At 31.7% G+C, this 23,189-nt stretch carries 22 protein-coding genes; 19 read left to right on the top strand and 3 right to left on the bottom strand.

Going from position 1 to position 23,189, the window contains the following annotated elements; all coding sequences use genetic code 11:
- Positions 1-87 precede the first annotated feature (87 nt).
- Both BUB47_RS02540 and BUB47_RS02545 read right to left on the bottom strand, forming a co-directional pair.
- A complete protein-coding gene (locus tag BUB47_RS02540; protein ID WP_073183470.1) occupies positions 88-1,221 on the bottom strand; it encodes a hypothetical protein in 1,134 nt (377 codons plus the stop codon).
- Positions 1,222-1,250: 29 nt separating this feature from the next.
- The gene (locus BUB47_RS02545) at positions 1,251-2,444 is read right to left on the bottom strand and encodes a lipoprotein (protein WP_073183471.1); all 1,194 of its coding nucleotides are present in this window, start codon (positions 2,442-2,444) and stop codon (positions 1,251-1,253) included.
- 230 nt (positions 2,445-2,674) lie between these two features.
- On the opposite strand from BUB47_RS02545, the gene BUB47_RS02550 reads away from it, so the two are divergent.
- The 8 genes from BUB47_RS02550 (at position 2,675) to BUB47_RS02585 (ending at position 12,465) form a co-directional block, all read left to right on the top strand.
- Positions 2,675-3,523: a tRNA 2-thiocytidine biosynthesis TtcA family protein gene (locus BUB47_RS02550; RefSeq protein WP_407639557.1), complete on the top strand. Its 849-nt coding sequence runs from the start codon at positions 2,675-2,677 to the stop codon at positions 3,521-3,523.
- Positions 3,520-4,272, top strand: coding sequence for an exodeoxyribonuclease III (locus tag BUB47_RS02555; RefSeq protein WP_073183473.1), 753 nt, complete (start codon positions 3,520-3,522; stop codon positions 4,270-4,272). The genes BUB47_RS02550 and BUB47_RS02555 overlap by 4 nt, the downstream gene beginning before the upstream one ends.
- 8 nt (positions 4,273-4,280) lie before the next feature.
- Positions 4,281-5,495 (top strand): FprA family A-type flavoprotein, encoded by a 1,215-nt coding sequence (locus tag BUB47_RS02560; RefSeq protein WP_073183474.1) that lies wholly within the window; start codon positions 4,281-4,283, stop codon positions 5,493-5,495.
- An 85-nt stretch (positions 5,496-5,580) separates the two neighbouring features.
- Positions 5,581-6,879 carry a D-alanyl-D-alanine carboxypeptidase family protein gene (locus tag BUB47_RS02565; RefSeq protein ID WP_073183475.1) on the top strand — a complete coding sequence of 433 codons (1,299 nt, stop codon included), beginning with the start codon at positions 5,581-5,583 and terminating at the stop codon, positions 6,877-6,879.
- 87 nt (positions 6,880-6,966) lie between these two features.
- Positions 6,967-7,905, top strand: coding sequence for a LysR family transcriptional regulator (locus BUB47_RS02570; protein ID WP_073183476.1), 939 nt, complete (start codon positions 6,967-6,969; stop codon positions 7,903-7,905).
- Positions 7,906-8,032: 127 nt separating this feature from the next.
- On the top strand, positions 8,033-10,288 hold the full coding sequence (locus BUB47_RS02575; RefSeq protein ID WP_073183478.1) for a hydratase: 2,256 nt from the start codon (positions 8,033-8,035) through the stop codon (positions 10,286-10,288).
- A gap of 10 nt (positions 10,289-10,298) precedes the next feature.
- Positions 10,299-11,162, top strand: a complete 864-nt coding sequence (locus BUB47_RS02580; RefSeq protein ID WP_073183480.1) for a DUF6282 family protein — start codon at positions 10,299-10,301, stop codon at positions 11,160-11,162.
- 4 nt (positions 11,163-11,166) lie between these two features.
- On the top strand, positions 11,167-12,465 hold the full coding sequence (locus tag BUB47_RS02585; protein ID WP_200779470.1) for an SLC13 family permease: 1,299 nt from the start codon (positions 11,167-11,169) through the stop codon (positions 12,463-12,465).
- Between the two features lie 96 nt (positions 12,466-12,561).
- Here BUB47_RS02585 and mnmH read toward each other — a convergent pair whose 3' ends face one another.
- Positions 12,562-13,587 (bottom strand): tRNA 2-selenouridine(34) synthase MnmH, encoded by a 1,026-nt coding sequence (gene mnmH / locus BUB47_RS02590; RefSeq protein ID WP_073183482.1) that lies wholly within the window; start codon positions 13,585-13,587, stop codon positions 12,562-12,564.
- A 97-nt stretch (positions 13,588-13,684) separates the two neighbouring features.
- On the opposite strand from mnmH, the gene selD reads away from it, so the two are divergent.
- The 11 genes from selD to ftcD all read left to right on the top strand — a co-directional run bounded on the left by selD (position 13,685) and on the right by ftcD (position 23,150).
- The gene (gene selD / locus BUB47_RS02595; RefSeq protein WP_073183484.1) at positions 13,685-14,695 is read left to right on the top strand and encodes a selenide, water dikinase SelD; all 1,011 of its coding nucleotides are present in this window, start codon (positions 13,685-13,687) and stop codon (positions 14,693-14,695) included.
- Positions 14,696-14,698: 3 nt separating this feature from the next.
- On the top strand, positions 14,699-15,286 hold the full coding sequence (yedF, locus tag BUB47_RS02600; RefSeq protein ID WP_073183486.1) for a sulfurtransferase-like selenium metabolism protein YedF: 588 nt from the start codon (positions 14,699-14,701) through the stop codon (positions 15,284-15,286).
- Positions 15,280-15,543, top strand: coding sequence for a putative Se/S carrier protein (locus BUB47_RS02605; RefSeq protein ID WP_073183488.1), 264 nt, complete (start codon positions 15,280-15,282; stop codon positions 15,541-15,543). Before yedF ends, BUB47_RS02605 begins: the two co-directional genes overlap by 7 nt.
- Positions 15,512-16,663: an aminotransferase class V-fold PLP-dependent enzyme gene (locus BUB47_RS02610; protein WP_234945621.1), complete on the top strand. Its 1,152-nt coding sequence runs from the start codon at positions 15,512-15,514 to the stop codon at positions 16,661-16,663. The genes BUB47_RS02605 and BUB47_RS02610 overlap by 32 nt, the downstream gene beginning before the upstream one ends.
- 415 nt (positions 16,664-17,078) lie before the next feature.
- Positions 17,079-18,866 (top strand): hypothetical protein, encoded by a 1,788-nt coding sequence (locus BUB47_RS02615; RefSeq protein WP_083529045.1) that lies wholly within the window; start codon positions 17,079-17,081, stop codon positions 18,864-18,866.
- Between the two features lie 87 nt (positions 18,867-18,953).
- A complete protein-coding gene (gene larC2 / locus BUB47_RS02620; protein WP_073183492.1) occupies positions 18,954-19,478 on the top strand; it encodes a nickel pincer cofactor biosynthesis protein LarC2 in 525 nt (174 codons plus the stop codon).
- A gap of 22 nt (positions 19,479-19,500) precedes the next feature.
- Positions 19,501-20,223 carry a nickel pincer cofactor biosynthesis protein LarC gene (larC, locus tag BUB47_RS02625; RefSeq protein ID WP_073183494.1) on the top strand — a complete coding sequence of 241 codons (723 nt, stop codon included), beginning with the start codon at positions 19,501-19,503 and terminating at the stop codon, positions 20,221-20,223.
- Between the two features lie 16 nt (positions 20,224-20,239).
- Positions 20,240-20,668, top strand: coding sequence for a DUF1893 domain-containing protein (locus BUB47_RS02630; protein ID WP_073183496.1), 429 nt, complete (start codon positions 20,240-20,242; stop codon positions 20,666-20,668).
- A gap of 49 nt (positions 20,669-20,717) precedes the next feature.
- Positions 20,718-21,251, top strand: coding sequence for an ECF transporter S component (locus tag BUB47_RS02635; protein ID WP_073183498.1), 534 nt, complete (start codon positions 20,718-20,720; stop codon positions 21,249-21,251).
- Positions 21,252-21,291: 40 nt separating this feature from the next.
- A complete protein-coding gene (locus BUB47_RS02640; RefSeq protein ID WP_073183500.1) occupies positions 21,292-22,119 on the top strand; it encodes a bifunctional 5,10-methylenetetrahydrofolate dehydrogenase/5,10-methenyltetrahydrofolate cyclohydrolase in 828 nt (275 codons plus the stop codon).
- A gap of 137 nt (positions 22,120-22,256) precedes the next feature.
- Complete coding sequence (ftcD, locus tag BUB47_RS02645) at positions 22,257-23,150, top strand: glutamate formimidoyltransferase (protein WP_073183502.1); 894 nt, start codon at positions 22,257-22,259, stop codon at positions 23,148-23,150.
- Positions 23,151-23,189 lie beyond the last annotated feature (39 nt).

Genomic DNA, 23,189 nt, shown 5'->3' on the forward strand with positions numbered 1-23,189 from the left:
CTTTAATATTTAAAGTGTTGTTTTTTATGTTTTCTGTATTAAATGAAATTGTGTGTTAATTTATTACTATTAAGTTTAAAAACTTGTTTAATCTCCTAAATTTTCAGCAAAGAAATTAAGAAGTGTTTCATAGTTAATATTTTCTTTTAATTTAAAGCTGCCCTTAATCCCTAAAAATGGTGAATCTGACCAAATGACAGTGGGTCCATCAGCGGCACTTAAAGAAAAAGAAGTAAAGTATTTTGGAACTACAATATATTTATTAAGCACTGCATTATTTTCTTCAGATGGAAACAATTCTTCAAATTCAATATACTTTTCAAATAAAGGCGAAGCATCTTTAGGCACAGAGGCAATTAAAGTTTCTAATTTACTGTCCGGGCTTAGTTTTTCAAAAATATTGTTAAGTACTTTAGGATTTGTTTCACTGAGTTCTTCGCGGGCTCCATATATTTTTCTCTGCCCTTCAATAGTAAGGGGCGCAATAGTATTTTTATCAACGTCAAAGTCACAGGCTTGTTCTAAATATAAGTCTTTTCCCTTAACTGTATAGACTACAAATGCAAAGTGCTTATCTTTGTATTGAGATATAAGGCCAATAAAAGTGGACTTGTCATCTGGAATATTGTAGTGTTCTCTAATTATTTTAGAATGTTCTTTACCTGCCAGTTTACAATTTGTAATTTTATAATTATCTATTAAATATTTATCGTTTTCCTTTACTAGAGTTACATAGAGTGGGTAAGTTTCTTTTGTAGGTTTATAAAAATTATCATAACTTACTATTAAAACATCATCTTTTTCAGTGACAACATCAAGAGTGTTTAGATCTGGAGTAAATTGAAGAGGCTGTTCCATAACCTTTTTGTTAATATAAACTCCACTTTTATCTGTATATAAAATTCCATTTGATGTATTGGGTTTTTCTAAAAGGTAGTCCTTTGCAGATTCTTTAGTAAAAGCATTATTTATCATTTTGTTATAGTCTTCAGGGCTGTTAAAGTCATTGCCTAGAATTCTGGCGTAGGTTTCACCATTAAAAGTCTTAGTGTCATTTTCGTCAAATTTTATATTTTCTCCCGTATAAGTATTTAGGGATAGGTATTTTGTAATTGTATTTTTTATTTCATTATCAACTTTGTTAGAACTACTGGAATTTATAGGATTATTAATACATCCTGTTAGCAGTAAACTAAGAGTTAATGCTATTATTTTTCTCATAACTTGCCTCCAAGGTTTCAAGTATGTTTTTAATTTTCAGTTAAATATTTTACAATATGGTCATAATTAACTACATTTGCATTTTCAAGTAACTTTACGTCATTTTTAGCACCTTCCAAGTTATATTCTTTAGATGCAAATTCAATTTTAATATCGCCCTCTACTCCATAAATAGGTAAACTGAAAGTAGGTGAAGAGTGGTACACGCCATCAATTTCAAATTTATGACCAGGATCATTAATATACTTTGGAATTATAATGTACTTATTATTTACTTTAGTAGATTTCGGATTTTCATCAAATGTTCCCATAAAGCTATATTCTATATAATCGTCAGTTAAGTTAGCTTTGTCTTCTGGAACGTAGCAAATTAATAGCTCTACATCATCACTTTCGTGGGGAATATCTTCAAATATATTATTTACTATATTTTCACCATCAACTTTTAGCGTCTTTACTTTGTTTGTATCCTTATTAATGTCACAAGCCTCCTTTAAGGTAAGAGTTTTTCCATTTATTTCAAATACACCGTAAGTTGAGTGGTTATATTTTTTATTGGGAAAGGAATTATTAAAATTTCCAATAAAAGTGGACTTGTCATCTGGAATATTAAAGTGCTTTCTAATTAAATTTTCCTCATCTTCACTTACAGCATTGTAGGAAAGCTTTGAAATGTCATCGTGAATTAGATATTTATCGTTTTCTTTAATAAATACCAGTTTAGATATAGGTCTATCTTCTATATTGGTTTCAGAAATAAAAGTAAATCCCACTATAAGAATGTCATCTTTTTTGGAAATTACTTTTAAATTGTCTAAATCTAAAGGCCTGTCTTTATAATATTGGTTGATATGTTCAAGAGTTTGATTGGAAATATAAATTTTTCCATCATCACTTTTAATAGCACTAAAAGAGTTTGAGTCCTTTAATAAGTTGTATTTAACTGTTTCTTTAGTAAAAGTACTATTTATCATTTTGTTATAATCTTCTACGCTGTTAAAGTCCTCTCCTAAAATTCTGGTGTAAGTTTCACCATTAAAAGTCTTAGTGTCATTTTCGTCAAATGTTATATCTTCTCCAGTATAGGTCTTTATTTCTATGTACTTTGTAATTGTATTTTTAATTTCATTATCAACGTTGTTAGAACTACCGGAGCTTGTAGGCTTGTTAGTACATCCCGTCAGTAGCAGTAAACTAAGAGCTAATATTATTATTTTTTTCATAATTGTCCTCCTATATGAACTGTTAAGGTTAATATTAAACTTAATACCATTATAAGCGCAGTAGCTCAGTATGTAAATTATTCATACTTCCAGATTTGTACTTTTCAAATACATATTTTTACTAAGAAAACAGATTAGAGTTATTTTGTATTTTAAATATGCGGTGTTTTTAATTCACAGTATTATGGTATAATATAAATGTTAAAGCTATGAAGAATGGAGATTATAGGTTGGAAGATCAAATAAAAGAAAAGCCCATAGGGGATATAGAACGCTCCATAATAAAGACCTACAGAAAAAATATTTGGGTTAAATTTATAAGGGCGATAAATGAATTTGAAATGATAGCAGATGGAGATAAAATAGCCATTGCAATTTCAGGGGGAAAAGATTCTCTCACTCTTGCAAAATTATTTCAAGAGTTACAAAAACATGGGAAGATGAATTTTGAATTGGAATTTATTGCAATGGATCCCGGATTTAAAGAGGAGAATAGAAAGCTTTTAGAGTATAACTGCAATTATTTAAATATTCCTGTTAAAATTCACAATTCAGATATATTTGAAGTGGCCAATAGAGTTGCGGGAGATAGCCCTTGTTATATGTGTGCAAGAATGAGAAGGGGAAATTTATATGCAAAAGCTCAGGAGTTGGGCTGCAATAAACTGGCACTGGGACACCACTTTAATGACGTTGTAGAGACGATTATGTTAAATGTTTTATTTGCGGGAAATTTTAAAACTATGATGCCAAAACTTCACTCTGATAACTTTAAGGGGTTGGAATTAATCAGACCGATGTATTATATAGAGGAGGAAGCCATTATTAGATTTATGAAATCTACTGGCTTAAATGCCCTTGACTGCGCATGTACAATTGCAGAGAAAAAAGAGGGCAATATGAGATTTTACGTGAAGGACTTAATTAAAGAAATTAAGGGAGTTCATGAAAATGCTGATATTAATATACTCAGGTCTGCTGAAAATATAAATATGGGTGCAATAGTAGGATGGAAGACTAGAGATGAAAAACATTCATTTTTGGAAAATTATAATCAGGAGGAACAAAATAAAGTATGAAACTTATTTCGTGGAATGTAAATGGACTTAGAGCGGTGGTAAAAAAAGGGTTTGTTGATATTTTTAATGAACTTGATGCAGATGTTTTTGCGTTACAAGAAATAAAACTTTCAGAGGGACAACTTGACCTTGAATTAGAAGGATATGAAATGTACTATAACTATGCCCAGAGAAAGGGATATTCCGGAACAGCTATCTTTACAAGGAAAAAACCTTTAAATGTAAGCTATGGAATAGGTATGGAAGAACACGAAGATGAAGGCAGAGTTATAACTGCAGAATTTGAAGATTTTTATTTTATCACCTGCTACACGCCAAATTCCAAGAGGAAGCTTGAAAGACTTGAGTATAGAATGGTTTGGGAAGATGAATTTAGAAATTATCTAAATACTTTAAATGAGAAAAAACCTGTAATACTATGTGGAGATTTAAATGTGGCACATGGCGAAATAGACCTTGCAAATCCAAAGACAAATCACAAAAGTGCAGGATTTACTGATGAAGAGAGAAATAAATTTACAGAACTGTTAAATGCAGGGTATATAGATACTTTTAGATACTTCTATCCCGATAAGGAGCAGGAGTATTCGTGGTGGAGTCACTTTGCAAAGTCCAGAGAGAGAAACATTGGCTGGAGAATTGACTATTTTGTAGTGTCTGAGAGATTAAAAGATAGACTTGTAGATGCAAAAATTCATCAATCAATTATGGGTTCAGATCACTGCCCAGTAGAATTGTTGTTAAAGTAGGAGGAGTTATGGAAAACTTACTAACAGAACAAATAAATGACCATTTATATTATATTGGAGTAAACGACCGTCAAACAGAACTTTTTGAAAATATGTGGCCGCTACCTGATGGAGTTGCATATAATTCGTTTTTAATGACCGGTGAAAAGAACATTATAATGGACTTGGTTAAAGTAAATACAATAAGTACTTATATTGAAAAAGTACAGGAAATTTTAGATGGTGGAGATTTAGACTATATAGTAATTCACCATGTTGAGCCGGATCACTCATCGGGAATAAAGAATATTTTAGAACTCTATCCCAATGTAAAAATAATATGTAATAAAAAAACTGCTCCATTTTTAAAGAACTTCTATAATATAGAAGACAATTTAATAATAGTGTCAGAGGGAGAAACATTGGAGCTGGGAAATAGAAAGCTTACATTTTACATGACACCTATGGTTCACTGGCCTGAGTCAATGGTATCTTATGAAGAGGAGACTAAAACTCTATTTTCACAGGATATTTTTGGCGGATTTGGAACTTTAAACGGAGCTATTTTTGACGACCAAGTTAGGTTTAATGACAACTACTACTCTGAAACTACCAGATATTTTATAAATATAGTTGGAAAATATGCCTCTCAGGCACTTAAAGCTTTAAATAAATTGTCAGAGCTTGAAATAAAGACAATTTGTCCTGTGCATGGAGCTATTTGGAGAACAAATCCTGAAAAGATATTTAATCTATATACAGATTTAGCTAAACAAAAAGTAAAAGACGGCGTTTTAATCATATATGGCTCAATGTATGGAAATACTGAGAGAATGGCAGAGGCTGTTGCAAGAGGAGTGGCAAAGGGAGGAATAACTGACATTAAAATAAGAGATGTTGGAAAGACTTCATTTTCATACCTATTGGCAGAAGCTTGGGAGACAAGAGGTGTAATTTTAGGGTCTTGCACTTATAACAACAACATATTTCCTCCAATGAGCTTTTTAATGGAAGAATTAAAACAGCAAAAAATGAAAAATAATATCTGGGGAATTTTTGGCTCCTACTCATGGAGTGGTGGAGCACTTAAGAGATTGCGCGGGTTTGTTGAGGAAAACAAGTGTGACGTTTTAGATATACAACCTGAAATACAGGGTGCAGCAGATGAGGAAGAGCTAAGGGAATTAATAAAACTTGGTGAAGAAATGGCTAAAGCCATAATAGCAAAAAGAGAATTAGAATAAAAACTGTGAGATAAGAAAACTCTTATCTCATTTTTTTCTTTATATATTTTTAAGTCTTTGGTAGAATAATACAAGAGGTGAAAAGATGAAAAAAACTTTAAGTATTTTTTTGACTATACTTATGCTTTTAACACCTTCAGTATCTTTTGCAACACAGACCACTAATACTGAAGAACCAAAGGAAATAAGAAATCAAAATATATATGTGCCCACAAAAAATGGAGTTCAAAGGGCAACATATGAAGAAGCTGTAAAAATAGAAGAATTAAATCAAGAACCCCTAATAGAACTTTGCGACTCCTATATTTTAGGAGATTATAAAAGTGGGAAAATTTTAGAATCTTACAATATAGATGAAATAAAATCTATGGCTTCCATGTCAAAATTAGTCAGTATATTTGTTGTCATGGACAAGATTAAAGATGGGACAATAAGTAAAGACGATATTGTAACTATAGATCATGAAAGCGCAATGCTTTCAGGTTCCACTTATAAATTAAAAGAAAATGAACAAGTAGATGTTTGGACTTTAGTAAAAGCCTCTCTTATAGTATCGGGAAATGATGCTATAACTGCTCTTGCGAAGCACATATCAGGTTCAAAAGAGGCTTTCGTAGTGTTGATGAACGACAAGTGTAAAGAACTTGGACTTGAAAATGCACATATGGTAAACCCCACAGGACTTACTGACTACTCAATTGAAGACTACAACAAAATGACTACAAGAGAGATGTTTTTCTTGACGAGAGAACTTATAAAAGAATATCCCGAACTACTTGAAATTACATCAATGCCAAAGTTGGAAGACGACACCAGAAATTTCTTGGAATACAATACAAATCCGCTACTGGGAATAGTTGAGGGAATAGACGGTTTGAAAACTGGCTATACAAATGCATCTGGGAGATGTTTAGTTGCCACAGGTCTTAGAAAAGGTGTTGAGGGAAAATCTTTGGACACTAGACTTATAGGAATTACAACAGGCTCAAAAAACGACTGGTCCAGATACGTTGCAGCAAAAAGACTTTTAGGAGAGGGATTTGAAACCTATAAGTACAAAGTTGTGGGAAATGTGGAAAAACCTGTAAAGACCATAGAAGTTGAAGAAGCAAGCAAAGATAAGGTAGAAGTATATGAAGAAAATACTGGCTCAGTTCTCTGGGATGGGAAAAGTGAAATAAAAAAACAAATCAGTATAGAGCCGGGATTAAAAGCACCAATTGCAGCAGGAGAAGTAGTAGGTACTATAACCTATAAAATGAATGACGAACAAATTTTAAAAAGTGACCTAATAGTAAAAGAAAGAGTTAGCGAAAGAGGATTTTTATTTAAAATAAAAAATGCCTATGAAGATATTTTTTCGAATATTGGGAAAGTAGCATAAACTAAAAGACATCTTAAATTTAAGATGTCTTTTATAATATAGATATATTTTTAGTTTAGGATTTAAATTTAAATTGAGGTGTAAGAAATGGAATTTAGAGAATTTGAATATATTATAACCGTAGCAAAATATCAGTCATTTACAAAGGCTGCTGAAAAACTATATGTTTCTCAGCCTACGATAAGTCAAACAATTACAAATGTTGAAAAAAAGTTGAATGTGAAACTTTTCGATAGAAGTTGTTTTCCCATAAAACTTACTTATTCTGGTGAAAGATATGTTGAGATAGCTAAAGAAATAATTAGCTTAAAAGATAATCTTTTAAAAGAGTTATCAGACATTAATAATGGAGAACAAGGGAAAATAAGGTTAGGTACGCCAACAGAAAGAGCAGCTCATGTTATTCCGTTAGTCATAGGAGATTTTAAAAGAGAATATCCAAAATATGAAGTTGTTGTTATTGAAAATAGTAGTAAAAATTTAAGAAAAATGCTCGTTGAAAAAGAAGTAGATATACTTTTGCTTCCTCAAAAAGAACAAGAAATAGATTTAGATATTGAAGATGAATTTATATATGAAGAAAAATTATTATTGGCAGCTAAAAAAGGGCTTGTAAAAAGCGAGGATTTAATTGGGAATTATAAAAATGTTTTTCCTGTAAAAAATATAAATAAATATCCTTTGATAATGCTTAAAAAAGGCCATGCAATGAGGTTGACTTTAGATGTATTACTAAAAGATATTAAAGATCAAAAAATATATATGGAGACAGACAGCCATACATATTCAGCGTTGCTGGCAAGTAAAGGACTGGGAATAACTATTGTGCCAACGAGAACTAGGGAATTATTAAGAAATAATAATGAATTAGATTATTTCTTAATAGAAAAAACAAATGGAGAGTTTCTCAATAGAAAAATATATGCTATTTATCGTAAAGATTATTATATGAGTAAGGCAGAAAAAAAGTTTTTAAATATTATAAAAACCAAATTAAAGGTCATAGAAAACATTTCAATCTTATAGTATATATCCTATGAAAGTTATAAGAAATGGATATTAGCCTTTACTATAATAAAGTGATATGCTGAAAAAAACGAATAATAAGTATTTAAGAAAGTGTTTCTTTTTAAATAATAATGAGGTGCATAAGATGATTAAATTAACAAATGGCAGTTATTTAGTAAATGATAGATTACTTGATGAAGAAGAAGCAAGTAAAAAATGTGGAGATAGACTAAATAAAAAACTGTCCAAAAAAGGAACGATGTCATATAAAATTTTAGAAAAACATAATGTAAATGAGAGTAGTGAGAACTTAAAAATTAAATTTGACTCATTAACTTCACATGATATTACATATGTAAATATAATTCAAACTGCTAGAGCAAGTGGAATGAAATATTTTCCAAAGCCCTATGTATTAACAAATTGCCACAATAGCTTATGCGCTGTTGGGGGAACTATTAATGAAGATGATCATAAGTTTGCCCTATCTGCTATAAAAAAATATGGAGGCATTTATGTGCCACCTAACTTAGCGGTAATTCACTCGTATAATAGAGAAATGATGACAAAAGTAGGAAGTATGATTTTGGGATCAGATTCTCATACAAGGTATGGGGCACTTGGCACAATGGGAATTGGCGAAGGTGGAGGCGAGTTGGTTAAGCAGTTAATAGGTGGTACATATGATATTAAATATCCGGAAATAATAGCAATATACTTAGAGGGCAGTCCAATGCAAAGTGTAGGACCACAAGATGTTGCATTGAATATAATAAAGGCTGTGTATGAAAAGAAATTTGTAAAAAATAAAATTTTAGAATTTATAGGAGATGGAATAAAAAATCTTCCAATTGAATATAGAAATGGAATTGATGTTATGACAACAGAAATGGGATGTTTAAGTTCAATTTGGCAGACAGATGAAGAGGTTGGAAATTATTATAGAATTCATGGGAGAGAGAAAGATTATAAAGAGTTACGGCCCGAAGAATTTGCACATTATGATGGAGCAGTAGTAGTAAATTTATCAGAAATTAAACCATCTATAGCTGTACCTTTTAATCCAAGTAATGTATATACAATAGAAGAATTTAAAGAAAATACAAGTGAAATAATTAAAAAAATTAAATTAGAAGCGAATGAGTTGTTTAAAAATCAAAATATAAATATAGACTTGACATCTAATTTTAAGGATGGAGATTTTTATGTTGATCAAGGTATAGTAGCTGGTTGTTCAGGCGGAACTTATGACAATATTGTAGAAATGTCAAACATATTAAGAGAATCCTCTATAGGCAATGATAAATTTTCATTAAATGTTTATCCGGGAAGTCAACCTGCATATTTAGAATTAGTTAAAAATGGAACAGTAAGCAGTTTAATGGAGTCTGGAGTGGTTGTTAAACCAGCTTTTTGTGGACCTTGCTTTGGGTCAGGAGACACTCCTGAAAATAATGGATTTTCAATTAGGCATGTAACTAGAAATTTTCCAAATAGAGAAGGATCAAAGCCGACAGAGGGACAAATATCTTTAGTTGCACTAATGGATGCAAGAAGTATAGCAGCGACTGCTTTAAATTTAGGGAAATTGACAGGTGCCGATGAAATTGAATATTCATCAGAAGTAAAGCCCTATAATTTTAATGGGGGAATTTATGAGAAGAGAGTTTTAGATTGCTATAAAAAACCAGATCCTTCTATAAAATTAGTATACGGACCAAATATAAAGGATTGGCCAGAATTTATGGGATTGAAAAATAATTTACTTGTTAAAATTGCTGCATATATAACAGATGAAGTAACGACTACAGATGAACTGATTCCATCAGGAGAAACGTCAGCCTATAGGTCTAATCCAGAGAGGCTAGCAGAATATACTTTGAGTCGTAGATATCCTAGTTATGTTGAAAACTCTAAAAAAATTAGAGATGAAAATTTTAATTTAAAAAATTCTGAAAAAGTTTTAGAAATTAAAAAAATACTTTCTAGAGATATAGGTGATTTAGATTTAAATGAATTAGTGTATGGAAGTGGAATATATGCTAATAGCATTGGAGAAGGCTCCGCTAGAGAACAAGCTGCATCAAATCAAAAAGTTTTAGGAGGAGTTGCCAATTTTGCCAAGAATTATGCAACGAAAAGATATAGGTCTAATTTAATTAATTGGGGTATTATTCCCTTTATTGCTGAAGAATATGAGAAGTTTAAGGAAGGTAATTATATATATATACCTAATATAAAACAAAGTGTTTTATTAGGTGAAAAGTCTATTAAAGCATATGTAATATCAGAAAATAACACATTAGAAGAAATATTTTTAGGATTGGACTTTCTAACAGATATAGAAAGGGAAACACTTGTGGCAGGGTCGTTAATTAATTTAAATAAAAATAATAATTAGGAGGGATAAAATGAAAAAAGTTGATTTAACGAATGTGTTTGACATGCATGTACATACATCACCTGATATTAGAGAAAGGCGTTATACAGACTTTGACATGCTAGAAGCAGGATTAAAAATTCATGCTAGGGGCATAGTTTTAAAGTCTCACCATGGAACAACTATGAACAGAGCTTTTTTGTGCAATCTTTATAATAAAAAAGTTCATGGGAAGAATCAATTTGAAATGTTTGGATCAGTAGTTTTAAATAATGCAATAGGGGGCCTTAATCCAGTTGCTGTTGAAACAGGTTTAAAAATGGGAGCAAAAGTTATTTGGCTTCCAACTATGGATGCTAGAAACCATAGGGAAAAATATGGACAATTAGGTGGAATTGAATGTTTAGATGAAAAAGGTACAATTGTTGAGCCGTTGAAAAAAATTTTTAAGTTAATTAAAGACTATGATGTAGCGTTGGGAACAGGTCATATATCTCCTAAAGAAATTTTTGAAGTTGTAAAACAGGCTAAAGATATGGGATTAAAAAAAATAGTTATAACTCATCCTGAATTCTGGGTTGTAGGGATGACTCATGAAGAACAACAGCAAATAGTAAAAGACTATGACGTTATTTTAGAAAGATGCTATGCTCAACCACTTGGTGGTGGAAAGTATAAGAGTAATTTAAAAGATAATTTAGAGATAGTTAATTTAGTTGGTTATGAGAATGTAATGGTAGATACCGATGGAGGGCAAGTAGAAAATCCTCCATGGGAAGATGCACTTGGAGAATACATGCAGTATCTATTAGATAATGGTATTAGTGAAGAAAAAATATATCATATGACTAGAACTATTCCTTCAAAGTTGTTGGATGTTGATATAGGGGGTTAATTATATGGATTATATTAGTTTATTAGTTATAGCGGCTATTGCAATATCTATATTTCTTGGATATAAAACAGGAATAAATACAGGGCTGTTTTCTATAGGATTTGCCTATTTGATAGGTGCATTTTTATTGAATATGGAGACAAAAGAAATAATTAACACATGGCCTATAAGTATATTTTTTGTAATATTGTCGGTATCGCTATTTTATAATTTTGCTGTAGTTAATGGAACACTTGAAAAATTAGCAATGCATTTATTATATGCAAGTAGAAAATTTCCACAGTTGATATTATTAGTTATATATTTTGCAGCAACTTTAACAGCCGGACTAGGAGCAGGATATTTTACAATATTGGCTTTCTTTGCTCCGATTACATTGTTACTTTGTAAGAAGACAAATACAAATAGTCTATTAGGAGCTATAGCAGTTAACTATGGGGCCTTGGCAGGAGCAAATTTTATGATTTCAGCAAGTGGAATCATATTTAGAGGATTAATAGCTGACACAGGGTTAGAAAGTCAGGCTTTTTCAGATGCAACATATATATTTGGTGCTACATTTATAATGCCAATAGTAGTTATAATAGGGATGATGTTATTGAGCAACAGAGGAAAAGATAACAAGCATTTAGAAATAGAAAAACCTGAGCAATATAATAAAAAGCAAAAAATTAATTTATATTTAATTTTTTCAATGATAGCAATAGTATTAATTTTTCCTATATTACATAATATTTTACCTAAAAATGAGACAATAGCTTTTATTAATTCAAAATTGGATATTGGTTTGGTGGCTATGATATTTTCAGTAATAGCATTCTTATTTAAACTTGGAGATCAAAAAGAAGTAATAGCTAGAGTTCCTTGGGGTACTCTTATAATGATTTCTGGTGTAGGTATGTTAATACAAGTTGCAATAAAAGCAGGAACAATAGACTTATTGGCTAGTTTTGTATCTACAAACATACCAAAGTTTTTAGTACCTTATGTATTGGCCTTAATAGCGGCAGCAATGTCGTTTTTCAGTTCAACTTTAGGAGTTGTAACACCAGCATTATTTCCAATTATTCCCGAAATTGCGGCTGCTACAAATTTGAGTACAACTTTATTGTTTACAGCTACAGTAGTTGGTGCACAATCAAGTTCTATTTCTCCATTTTCTTCAGGAGGAAGTTTAATACTTGGTTCTATTTCAGGAGAGGAAGAAAGAAACAAAATGTTCCCAAGATTGTTATTTAAGGCTGTTCCATTATGTGTATGTGCAGCTTTGATTACAACATTTATTCTGACAATTGTTATTTGAAATGTGATATAAAGATTAACAGATACTGTGAAAATTAATTTTCGCAGTATCTGCTTTTGAATATAAAGACAATATTAAAATACCAAGAACCTTATTTTAAATCTCATAATAGTCAAATATAGTTTTTGCAACTTCTCTAGAATTGTTATTTTTTAATACAAGGTCAAAGTTTGATTTTTTAATGCTGTAGTTTTGGTCGTAGTACTTTTCTATTAAGTCTTTAATTACAGTGTCATAATCTCTATTTTCAATTAGATTTTTATAGTTTTTAAATCGTTCTGCACTTATATATTTTCTAAGTTCATTTAATGAGCTTAAAATTTCACTTTCAAAATTTTCATTAGCTGAGTTTACGTAGTCTTCTCTTATTCGTCGCACTCTGTCTTCAATCTTTGATGTTATTAATACTTGATTTGAAGATAAGTTGTAATCGTCATAGAGGTATTTTGGAACTGAAACTTTTCCAATTTTTATACTTTCACTTTCCACAAATACAGTTTTATTTTTAAAGGAGTTTAACTTGTCAAATAACAAACTTTCAAACATCTTTTGAGTTGGCTGTTTTTCAAGTCCTACGCTTCCAAAGGAAGATCCTCTATGCGATGCCAGTTCTTCTAAATTTAAAACTTGTGCTCCTAGGGATTCAAGTTCATTTAAAATTCTGGTCTTTCCAGTTCCGGTGTAGCCGTTTATATTTATAAATTCAAATTTTTCAGACAGTTTTGGAAGTTCTTCAATAATGTAGTGGCGATAGCCCTTGTATCCAAAGTTAAGTTTAAATACTCTCTCATCTAAGCTCTTTAAAAAATTAAAGAGAACTGTACTTCTGTATCCTCCCCTTGAACAAAATAGTACAATATCTTTTCCGTGGTTTATATTGGAAATATATTTAAAATAATCATTTAATTTAATGGAAGCGTATTTTACTCCTAGTTCCTTGGATTTTTCAATTTCACTGTTCACATATAAAATACTTACTTCTCTTCGCTCAATGTCGTTTAAAATGGGCATATTAATTGCGCCTGGAATGGTGGAGTTTTCAAATTCAGTTTCACTTCTAAGGTCAATATACAATGGGTTTTCAAAATTTAATGATTCTTCATATTCTGTAGATCTAAACATAATAACCTCTCTTCAAAGGTCATTATACTAGATATAAAAAATTTTTAAAAGGTAGTTAATGTAGGTGCTAAGTGATAAAATATATTCGAGGTGTATTATGAAACTTGATGTTTGTGGAGGTTGCAATGCTAAAATTGGCGCAGGCTCCCTTGATAAAATTTTAAAAAATATAGAAATATTTAAAAGACCGGATATACTGATTGGATTTGATGGAAAAGAAGATGCGTCTGTTATAGAAATTACAGAGGATATTGCAATTGTATTTACTGTAGATTTCTTTCCTCCAATGGTTGAAGACCCTTATATATTTGGGCAGATAGCTGCTGCAAATGCACTAAGTGATTGCTATGCAATGGGTGCAGAGCCTGTATCTTGTTTAAATATTGTCTGTTTTCCCGAAGAAGAGGACAAGGAAGTTCTAGAGGAAATTTTAAGGGGCGGAGCAGATAAAGTAAAAGAGGCAGGGGCAACTTTAAGTGGTGGACACTCCATTCACGATCCAAAGATAAAGTATGGACTTTGTGTAATAGGAAAAGTAAATCCAAGTAAAATATATAGAAACAATACTCCAAAAGTTGGAGACAAATTAATTTTAACTAAGCCACTGGGTGTGTCCCTATTGTCAAGCGGATATTCAGTTGGAGAAGTAAGTGTTGAAGATTTTAATAGAGCTGTTGAAAGTATGATTAAATTAAATAAGTACAGCTTTGAAATTTTAAGTAAGTATAATTTAAATGCCCTTACTGATGTAACGGGATTTGGACTGCTGGGACATTTAAGTGAAATGCTTACAGAAGATTTTAGTGCAGAGATTAATTCCAATGCTGTAAATATTTTAAAAGGTGCGAAAGAGGCAGCTGCTGATTTTTTATTTACTGCAGGTGGTCAGCGAAATAGAAATGCCTTTGAAAGTAAAGTTAAATTTTTAATAGATAATTTTGCAATGGAAGAAGTGTTATTTGACCCTCAGACTTCAGGAGGGCTGCTCTGTGCACTGGACTATAAAAGTGCAGAAGAAGCGCTTGAAGAGTTGAGAAAGAACAATATAGAGGCAACAATTATTGGAGAAGTCGTTTCAAAAAGAGAAAAATCTATTTATGTGAGGTAAGTTATGAAAACAATTGATGCAAGAGGGCTGGCTTGTCCAAGACCTGTAATTATGTCTAAAAAAGCTATAAAAGAAGAACAATTAGAAGAGTTAACTGTAAAAGTGGACAATGAAATAGCCACTCAAAATTTATCTAAAATGGGAACACAGCTTGGATTTACTTCAGACACTAAAAAGATCTCAGATAGTGACTATGAAGTGACTTTAATAAAATCAGAAGACTGTCAATGTGAAGTTATGACTGAGGAAGATAGTTCAGAGTATATAGTTGCAATTTCTGCAGATGAAATGGGCAGAGGAGATGAACTTTTTTCTAAGACTCTACTAGAGGGATTTGTATATGCTCTAAGAGAACAAGACGTATTGCCTAAATATGTAGTGCTATACAATTTGGGAGTGAAGTTATCAACTCTTAACAAGACTACAGTGGAAGATTTAAAATATCTTGAAGAAAATGGAACTGAAGTATTGTCATGTGGACTTTGCTTGGATAACTACAATTTAAAAGAGGAGTTAAAAGTTGGGACTGCAACTAATATGTATAGAATTTGTGAACTTTTAAGATTATATAAAGTCGTAAGTCCATGCTAAGTTATTATCTATTTACATTTGAGTCGTCAAATAAGGCGATGGCAGCAAAAACAGCTACAAAAAATATAGAGGATATGAGAATAATTCCATTAATTCCTGAAATTTCAGCAGGCTGTGGACTTGCACTAAAGTACTCCGGAAGAGAACTTGAAGAAGTAGTTAAAGTTTTAAAAAATAAAAATGTTGAATTTGAAGAAGTTTATAGCGTTGGAGAAGATAGAGTCATTGAAAGGGTTAGAGATGATTTATTTAGATAATGCAGCAACTACAGTAAAAAAGCCTAAGTCTGTTGCAAAGGCCGTTTACAATTCAATATCAAGTGAAAAATTTGGGAATCCTTCAAGAGGTTCTCATGACTACTCGCTAAATTCGCTGGAGGGGTTGTTTGAAACCAGAGAAATAATTGCAGAGTTCTTTGGGGTAGAAGACCCTTTAAAAGTAGTATTGGTTAGTAATGTAACCACTGGACTAAACCTTGCAATAAAAAGTCTCTTAAATGAAAGAGACCACATAATAACCAGTGATGCAGAGCACAATAGTGTACTGAGGCCGCTGTACCAACTTGAAGATTTAGGTGCAGATATTTCCTACTTACCCCTTGATGACAAGGGAAATATATTAGTTGAAAATTTAGAAAAGAACTTAAAAAAGAATACCAAGGCCGTTGTGATTACACAGGCTTCAAATATTTCGGGAATAATTACAAACTTGGACTATATATATGATTTTTGCATTAAAAATAGTCTGCTGTTAATTGTAGATGGAGCTCAAGGAGCTGGAACCATAAACTTTAAACTAAGTGGGAGAAAACTTCCCAATATGGTCTATGCTTTTACTGGACATAAATCTCTATATGGACCTCAAGGCACAGGTGGGCTGATTTTTATAGGAGATTTAAAACCAAAAGCTGTATTTAGCGGTGGAAGTGGAATAAAATCTTTTGAGAGAGAACAGCCAAATATGTTGCCGGATATTTTTGAATATGGAACTCAAAACATTCATTCAAACTTGGGACTTTTAGAGGGAGTAAAGTATTTAAATGGAATTGGAATGGATAGAGTTGAGAAAAAGCTTAAGTCGTTGACAGATTACTTTTACAGCGAAGTTAAGAAAAATGAAAATGTAGTACTCTACAATGAACTTCATGAAAATTCAGTTCCAATAGTGGCATTAAATGTAAAGGACTACTCTTCAGCTAAAGTTGCAGATGTTCTTTGGAACAAGTATAAAATTGCAACGAGAGCAGGTTCTCATTGTGCTCCAAGGTACCATGAGAGTATGGGGACTAAAGAGAGGGGAATGGTGAGATTTTCCTTTTCCACATTCAATAGATTTGAAGAGCTGGACTATGCTCTGGAAGTTTTAAAGAAAATATAGAGATTATTTGTAAATGCTAAATAAAAAAGTTAGGTTGTATGTCGATTAAAAATCGCAATAACCTAACTTTCTTTTTATAGTTTACGACTTATTATTTTAAATTTCTCAAATAAAACAAACGAAACCAATTGTATACATTTTATTGTAATCTATTTAATTTAATGTATTAAATATCATTACCTAAAATACTATGATAGTCATATATTAAATAGTCATATATTAAAAGTTTTGAGAAAAATGTTAAAATCTAAATTTTTGTGTTATATCTTAGGTAAAAAAACAAGTATATTACTCAAATAGGGGTATATTACTTATACATAGCTATATGCAATATATTTATTTAGGAGGTGGTAATAGTTTTAATTTATACAAATTTTGTTTGGTGTATTTAATAATTTATGGAGGTGCAATTTAAATGTTGAATTTGAGCTCAAGTGAAAAATCTAAAGTAATTTCTGCTGTGGAGATGGCAGCAGTATCAAATGTATCTAATCTCACTGCAGATAGAGTGGTTGCTTTAACAGGTGGACACGGGATGGTAAATATGGCTATACATACTGTAGCAAATGTAATAACTGATGAATTGTTAAGAGGCAGTAAATTATCAATTGAATTTGCAGATGCAAGAAAATTACCAATAGATGATTTGATGGAAAAAGCTATAAAAGTTGCCAAAAAATCAGGAGCTGATAGTGCCAATGCAGCATTAATAGTAGCCTGTATTATGTACTTAGCAGGATCAAAAGCACAAGTGGGAATACCAGCAGGAAATAGAAAGTTAGGAGCAACAGCTAGAATGTTGGCTGGAGTTGATAGAATAGGAGTAGCTAACGTCCCCACAGCTAAGATGAATAATAAAATATCAGGTTTTCCGGCTGTAATGGCTATTTATCAGGCAATGATGGAAGGAAAGCTGACAAGTTATGATGGAAGAAATATACCAAATTTTGTTGCTGGAGGACCATTATACGGTCATAGTGCTTTAGGAGAAGATTTTATATGGCCGGAAATGGCAGAAAATGGTGCGAGAATAGGAACGCAAGCTATGCTTGATGCAATGGCAGGTGCTGGAATGAGACCTCATCCATTTACAGCAGCTGTATTAGGAGCAGCGGCAATTTTAGAAGTGATTCACCCAGATGCAGAAGTCCCTGAAGAAAGTGGTACATATGGAAGAATGAGTTCTGCATATTTAGTGGGAAAATCAGCAATGGTGACTGCAGGATTGCCTGAAAAATTACATTTGAAAGTTACTGGAGAAGAATTTGATACTGCGCAAGTTGTAGGCGATGTCGGGTTGATATTAAAAGATATTGGGGGACCATCGGTTATAGGAATGATGGCTTTTGACGAAATATTTGCAGCTTTTGAAGAAATGATATCAGGATTTTCAGGGTCGCCAATAAATGCTCCTATAGGTCACGTTGGTGCATATGCTGTAATTGGCATGAAAGCATTAATTGAAAATGAAGGCGATGTTGACAAAGTAGCAAGTATGATTGCAAAAGAACGTGAGGCATCTTCTTTTGATCCAGAAGTTGCGATGATCAGTATAAATACAATTTGTAGGAAAGCAAATGAACTGTTTTCAGGACCTGTTACAAATATGCTCATAGAAGCAACAGAACCAACGAGAGCAAATGCGATTCATAAAAGAGCAGAATTTGTAGTTGATGAACTTTCTTTAGATAAAAATTTAGAAGATATAGTAAAAGAGTTAGAAGACGAACGTATCAGAAATGTAGAAGAGAATGCGAATAGGATTCTTTCGGCAATGGCTGGAGATAAAGTTATAGTTAAAGTATTAAAAATAGAACCAGGTGCAAGAAGAAAAGCCAAGACGGCTAAAAAATACTTGGCATTTGACCCATTAGTAGATATAAGTCTTACAATTGGTAATAATACTGCAGTTATGGAAAACTTTGTTCATGAGTTGATTCCTCAAATTAGTAGAGGAGAGCGAGAGGACATTGCTTGGGCAGCACCATTTGCAGCAACAGTAGTAAGTGAATTGGTCCTTGCTTCTGTAAGTATTATAAACATAGTAGTTCCGGCTGCAGTTGCATCGGCGCTTAAGTTGTATTCACCAAAGGAAGCAGCAACAATTTCAGAAAAAGCAGCATATATAACGGGAGCAATACCAGGAGGAAAAGTAGCTGGAACAAATGTAGGAAAATTGGCACTAAATATAATGGAATATTGAATTTAGCTCTAATCTATAGTTGAAAATATTTTCAACTATAGATTAGAATTTTTAAAAATAATTCAAATTTAAAATAGGGATGATTATATGAATAAATTATTTTCTAAAGAAGGAATATTGTTACTGGTACAAATTGATCATTTAAATGGTGAAATATTAGGTTCTGTCTTTGAGTATTTATATGAAGCAGGAGCTTTAAATGTACAATGTATACAAACTATTACAAAAAAGAATAGACCGGGAAACATCTTGTTAATAGATGTTCCTTTAGGAAAAATAAAAGAAGTAGAATGTATAATAATTAATGAATTAGGCTCTACAGGTTGGCATAGAATAAGTACAGACCATATGCATGTTCCAGTGGAAATAGTTACTAGAAAAGTAAAAATATTAATAGATTCTTATAATTTTTTATTTGAACTTCAAGGTAAAAAAGTAAAAGGAGAAGCTGGAAGTATTAGACCGGAACACAGTAATTGCATTAAATTAAAGGAAGAAATACGGAAATTTTGTAAGATAGAAGTTCCACTTAAACTAATATATGAAAAAGTTCAAACTTTGTTTAATGAAGAGCAAACAGAGTTAATTTTTAATAAAAAAGATATTCTATGATGTTTTAAAGGAGATATGTGTGATGAGGGGACTGTATTTTGAATGTGATTCAGGAATAAGTGGAGATATGACAGTGGGGGCTCTTTTGGATTTAGGTGCAAGTAAAACATTATTAATAGATGGATTAAAAAGTTTAAACATAGATGGATTCAGAATAGAAATTGAGAAAAAACGGAAAAGAAATATAGAAGTATGTGATTACAATGTCATTCTAGAAGGATATCCAAAAGAAAGCAGAAATATACATGATATATCAAAAATAATAGAACAATCTTTGATTTCAGAAAATGCAAAAAAAATATCAAAAATAATATTTAACATAAAAGCAGAAGCTGGTGCTAAAGCACATAATGTATCTGTTGATAAATTTTATTTCCATGAGCAAGGGGCACTTGATTCAATTGCGGATATTGTAGGAGCGGCAATATGTTTTGATGATTTAAAAGTTGAGGAAGTTATAAATTTAAGAGTAAATGATGGGTGTGGTTATATAAAATGTAAAGATAAAATTTTAAGTGTTCCAGTGCCAGCAACAAAACTAATATCTCAGAAATACAATTTAAATTTAGTTAGTACTGATGAAAAAGGAGAAATGGTTACTCCTACTGGTGCAAGTATACTCGCAGGGATAAAAACTATGGATTTTTTACCTGAGAATTATGTTGTGGAAAAAGTTGGTTTTGGAAATGGAAAAAGAAATTATACAAATGGAAGTATTCTAAAAGTTTCTTTAATTAGTTGGTAATAATAGGGGGTGTTTTATGAAGAATGATATTGAAATGGCAAAGAAAATATTTTTTGATGAAAAATTATCTTTGGTAATAGTTAAAAACAACAAGGTGATTATTAAAAGTCTTGAAAGGGGGATTAAACCTTTATACACAGCTATAATGGAAAATGGTGAAATGTTATTAAATGCATCAGTTGCAGATAAAATAACAGGTAAAGCTGCAGCGATGTTGTGTGTTTATGGGAAAATAGATACATTGTATACAGAAGTAGTATCTGAAGAAGCAATGGAAGTTTTAAATAATTCTGAAGTAGAATATACATACTTAGAGTCTACTTTGCATATAAGGAACAGAGATAATACAGGGCTATGCCCTATGGAAATAATTTCTTCAAATATAGATGATACAGAGATATTATTAGGGGAAATTCAAAATTTTTTAGAAAAAAATGGAATATAAACAATTGTTAAATTTATGAATGATAAATAAATTAAGGGAGGATATCTATATGAAGACAAAAATATCTACTAAAGAATTAGTTTTGTGTGCTTTTTTATTGTGTTTAGGATTGATTTTACCTATGTTGTTTCATAGTTTTGGAATTGCTGGACAAATTTTTTTACCTATGCACATTCCAATCTTATTAGGAGGGTTACTCTTGCCTCCAGTGTTAGCTTTAAGTTTAGGGATAATAACTCCGATTATTAGTAGTGCTTTAACAGGAATGCCTGTGATGTTTCCTATGGCAATTATCATGGTTGTTGAACTAGGTACATATGGATTTGTAAGTTCTATTTTATTGAAAAAGTTCAAATTACCTATGATTGTGGCTTTAATAATTTCAATGATAGTAGGGAGAGTATTTGCGGGTTTAACTGTGGCAATATTAGCTAAACTATTTGGTTTAAATATGAATCCGGTGATATATATTAAAGGAGCGGTTATTACAGGTATACCTGGAATTATAATTCAAATAATAATAATTCCAATACTAGCAAGTGCAGTGAAGAAATATTATAATAGTTCTTTGAGTGTGAATTAGAATAAGTAGCTATTAGTTATATTATTTGTGAGGTGAGAGAATGACTAAAGTTTTAAAATCAGATGCAATTGCAGAAAAGTTAGTTGTAGATTTAAAGGATAGAATTGAAAAGAGAAAACTTAAGCCGATTTTATCTGTGATTAGATTTGGAGCGGATCCTGCTGATTTGGCCTATGAACGTGGCATAAAGAAAAGTGCGGAAAAACTGGGTATAGAGGTTCAAGTAAATGAGTTGAGCAGAGATGAAAGTGAGGAAAGCGTATTAAACTTAATAAAAAAAGTTAATGGTGATGACAGTCTGGGAGGACTTTTAATTTTTAGACCACTTCCGGAGCACTTAGACGAGGAAAAAATAAACAACACTATTAGCCCAAGTAAGGACATTGACTGTATGAGCCCAATAAACAAGGCAAAAGTTTACTCAGGAGATATTTCAGGATTTATTCCACTTGCTCCAAAGGCGGCAGTTTTGCTATTGGAAGAGAGTGGGTATAGTGTAGATGGGAAGAATTGTGTAATTATAAATCACTCAAGTGTTGTTGGAAAGCCATTGGCAATGATACTTCTTGCCAAGTGGGCAACAGTTACACTTTGCCATGTAAAGACGAAGAATTTAAAAGAGCATACTAAGGGGGCTGATTATGTCTTTACGGCAATGGGAAGGGCAGAAAGCCTAGATGAAAGTTATTTTAATGAGAACAGTGTATTAATAGATATTGGACTTTCTGCAAATGCAGAAGGAAAAATGAGAGGTGATTTAAAGGCAGATAGTGTAGATGGGAAAATTGAAGCTTATAGTCCTGTGCCTGGTGGAGTTGGGAAAATCACTAATTTACTATTACTGGAGAATGTAATTAACTATTATTAGCGCAAATATAAAAAATAGTATGTAAAATTTTTTATATTTTTGAAAACTAGTATTTATTAGACGTTTAGTAGATAGTTATTTGATAATCTTACTCCATACGAAGAAGGTACATAGAAATCTAGGAGGTAAATATTTAAATGAAAAAAGTAATGTGTATTCCAAATTATTCAGAAGGAAGAGATTTAGACAAAATAGACAAAATAGTTGAGTGCTTTAGAGGTAAAGAGGGAGTAAAATTAATTGACTACCAACCAGACAAGGATCATAACAGAACAGTTGTTGAATTAATTGGTGAACCAGAGCCAATAATTAAAGCTGTTATTGAGTCTGTTAAAGTAGCGCAAGAAGTTATTGACATGACTAAACACGAAGGTGGACACCCAAGAATGGGAGCTGTTGACGTTATTCCTTTTATTCCTGTAAAAAATGTTACAACTGAAGATTGTGTTGAATACGCAAATGAAGTTGGAAAAGCTGTTGGTGATTTAGGAATTCCAGTATATCTATATGAAGATGCAGCTACAACTCCTGACAGAAAGAACCTTGCTAAAGTTAGAAAAGGACAATATGAAGGATTCTTTGAAAAGATAAAATTACCTGAGTGGAAACCAGATTACGGTCCACAAGAAATGAATGCTAAAAGTGGTGTAACTGGAGTTAGTGCAAGATTCCACTTAGTTGCGTTTAATGTTAACTTAAATACAGATAAAGTAGAAATTGCAGATGCAATTGCTAAAAAAGTTCGTCACGTTGGCGGAGGACTTAGATTTGTTAAGGCAATTGGACTTCCACTTGAAGAAAGAGGACAAGTTCAAGTGTCAATGAACTTAGTAAACTTTGAAAAGACAGCTGTTTATCAAGCTCTTGAAATGATAAAATCAGAAGCAAAGAGATATGGTGTAAGTGTTTACGGAACAGAACTAATAGGATTAATTCCACTACAAGCACTAATTGACTCTGCTCAATACTATATGCAAATTGAAAACTTTGAATATGATCAAGTTTTAGAAACACTTTTAATTGAAGAATAATTACCTACAAATAGGATATAGAATTTAATTTAAATTTAA

This window comes from Anaerosphaera aminiphila DSM 21120, assembly GCF_900129925.1.
GTDB lineage: Bacteria > Bacillota > Clostridia > Tissierellales > Peptoniphilaceae > Anaerosphaera > Anaerosphaera aminiphila.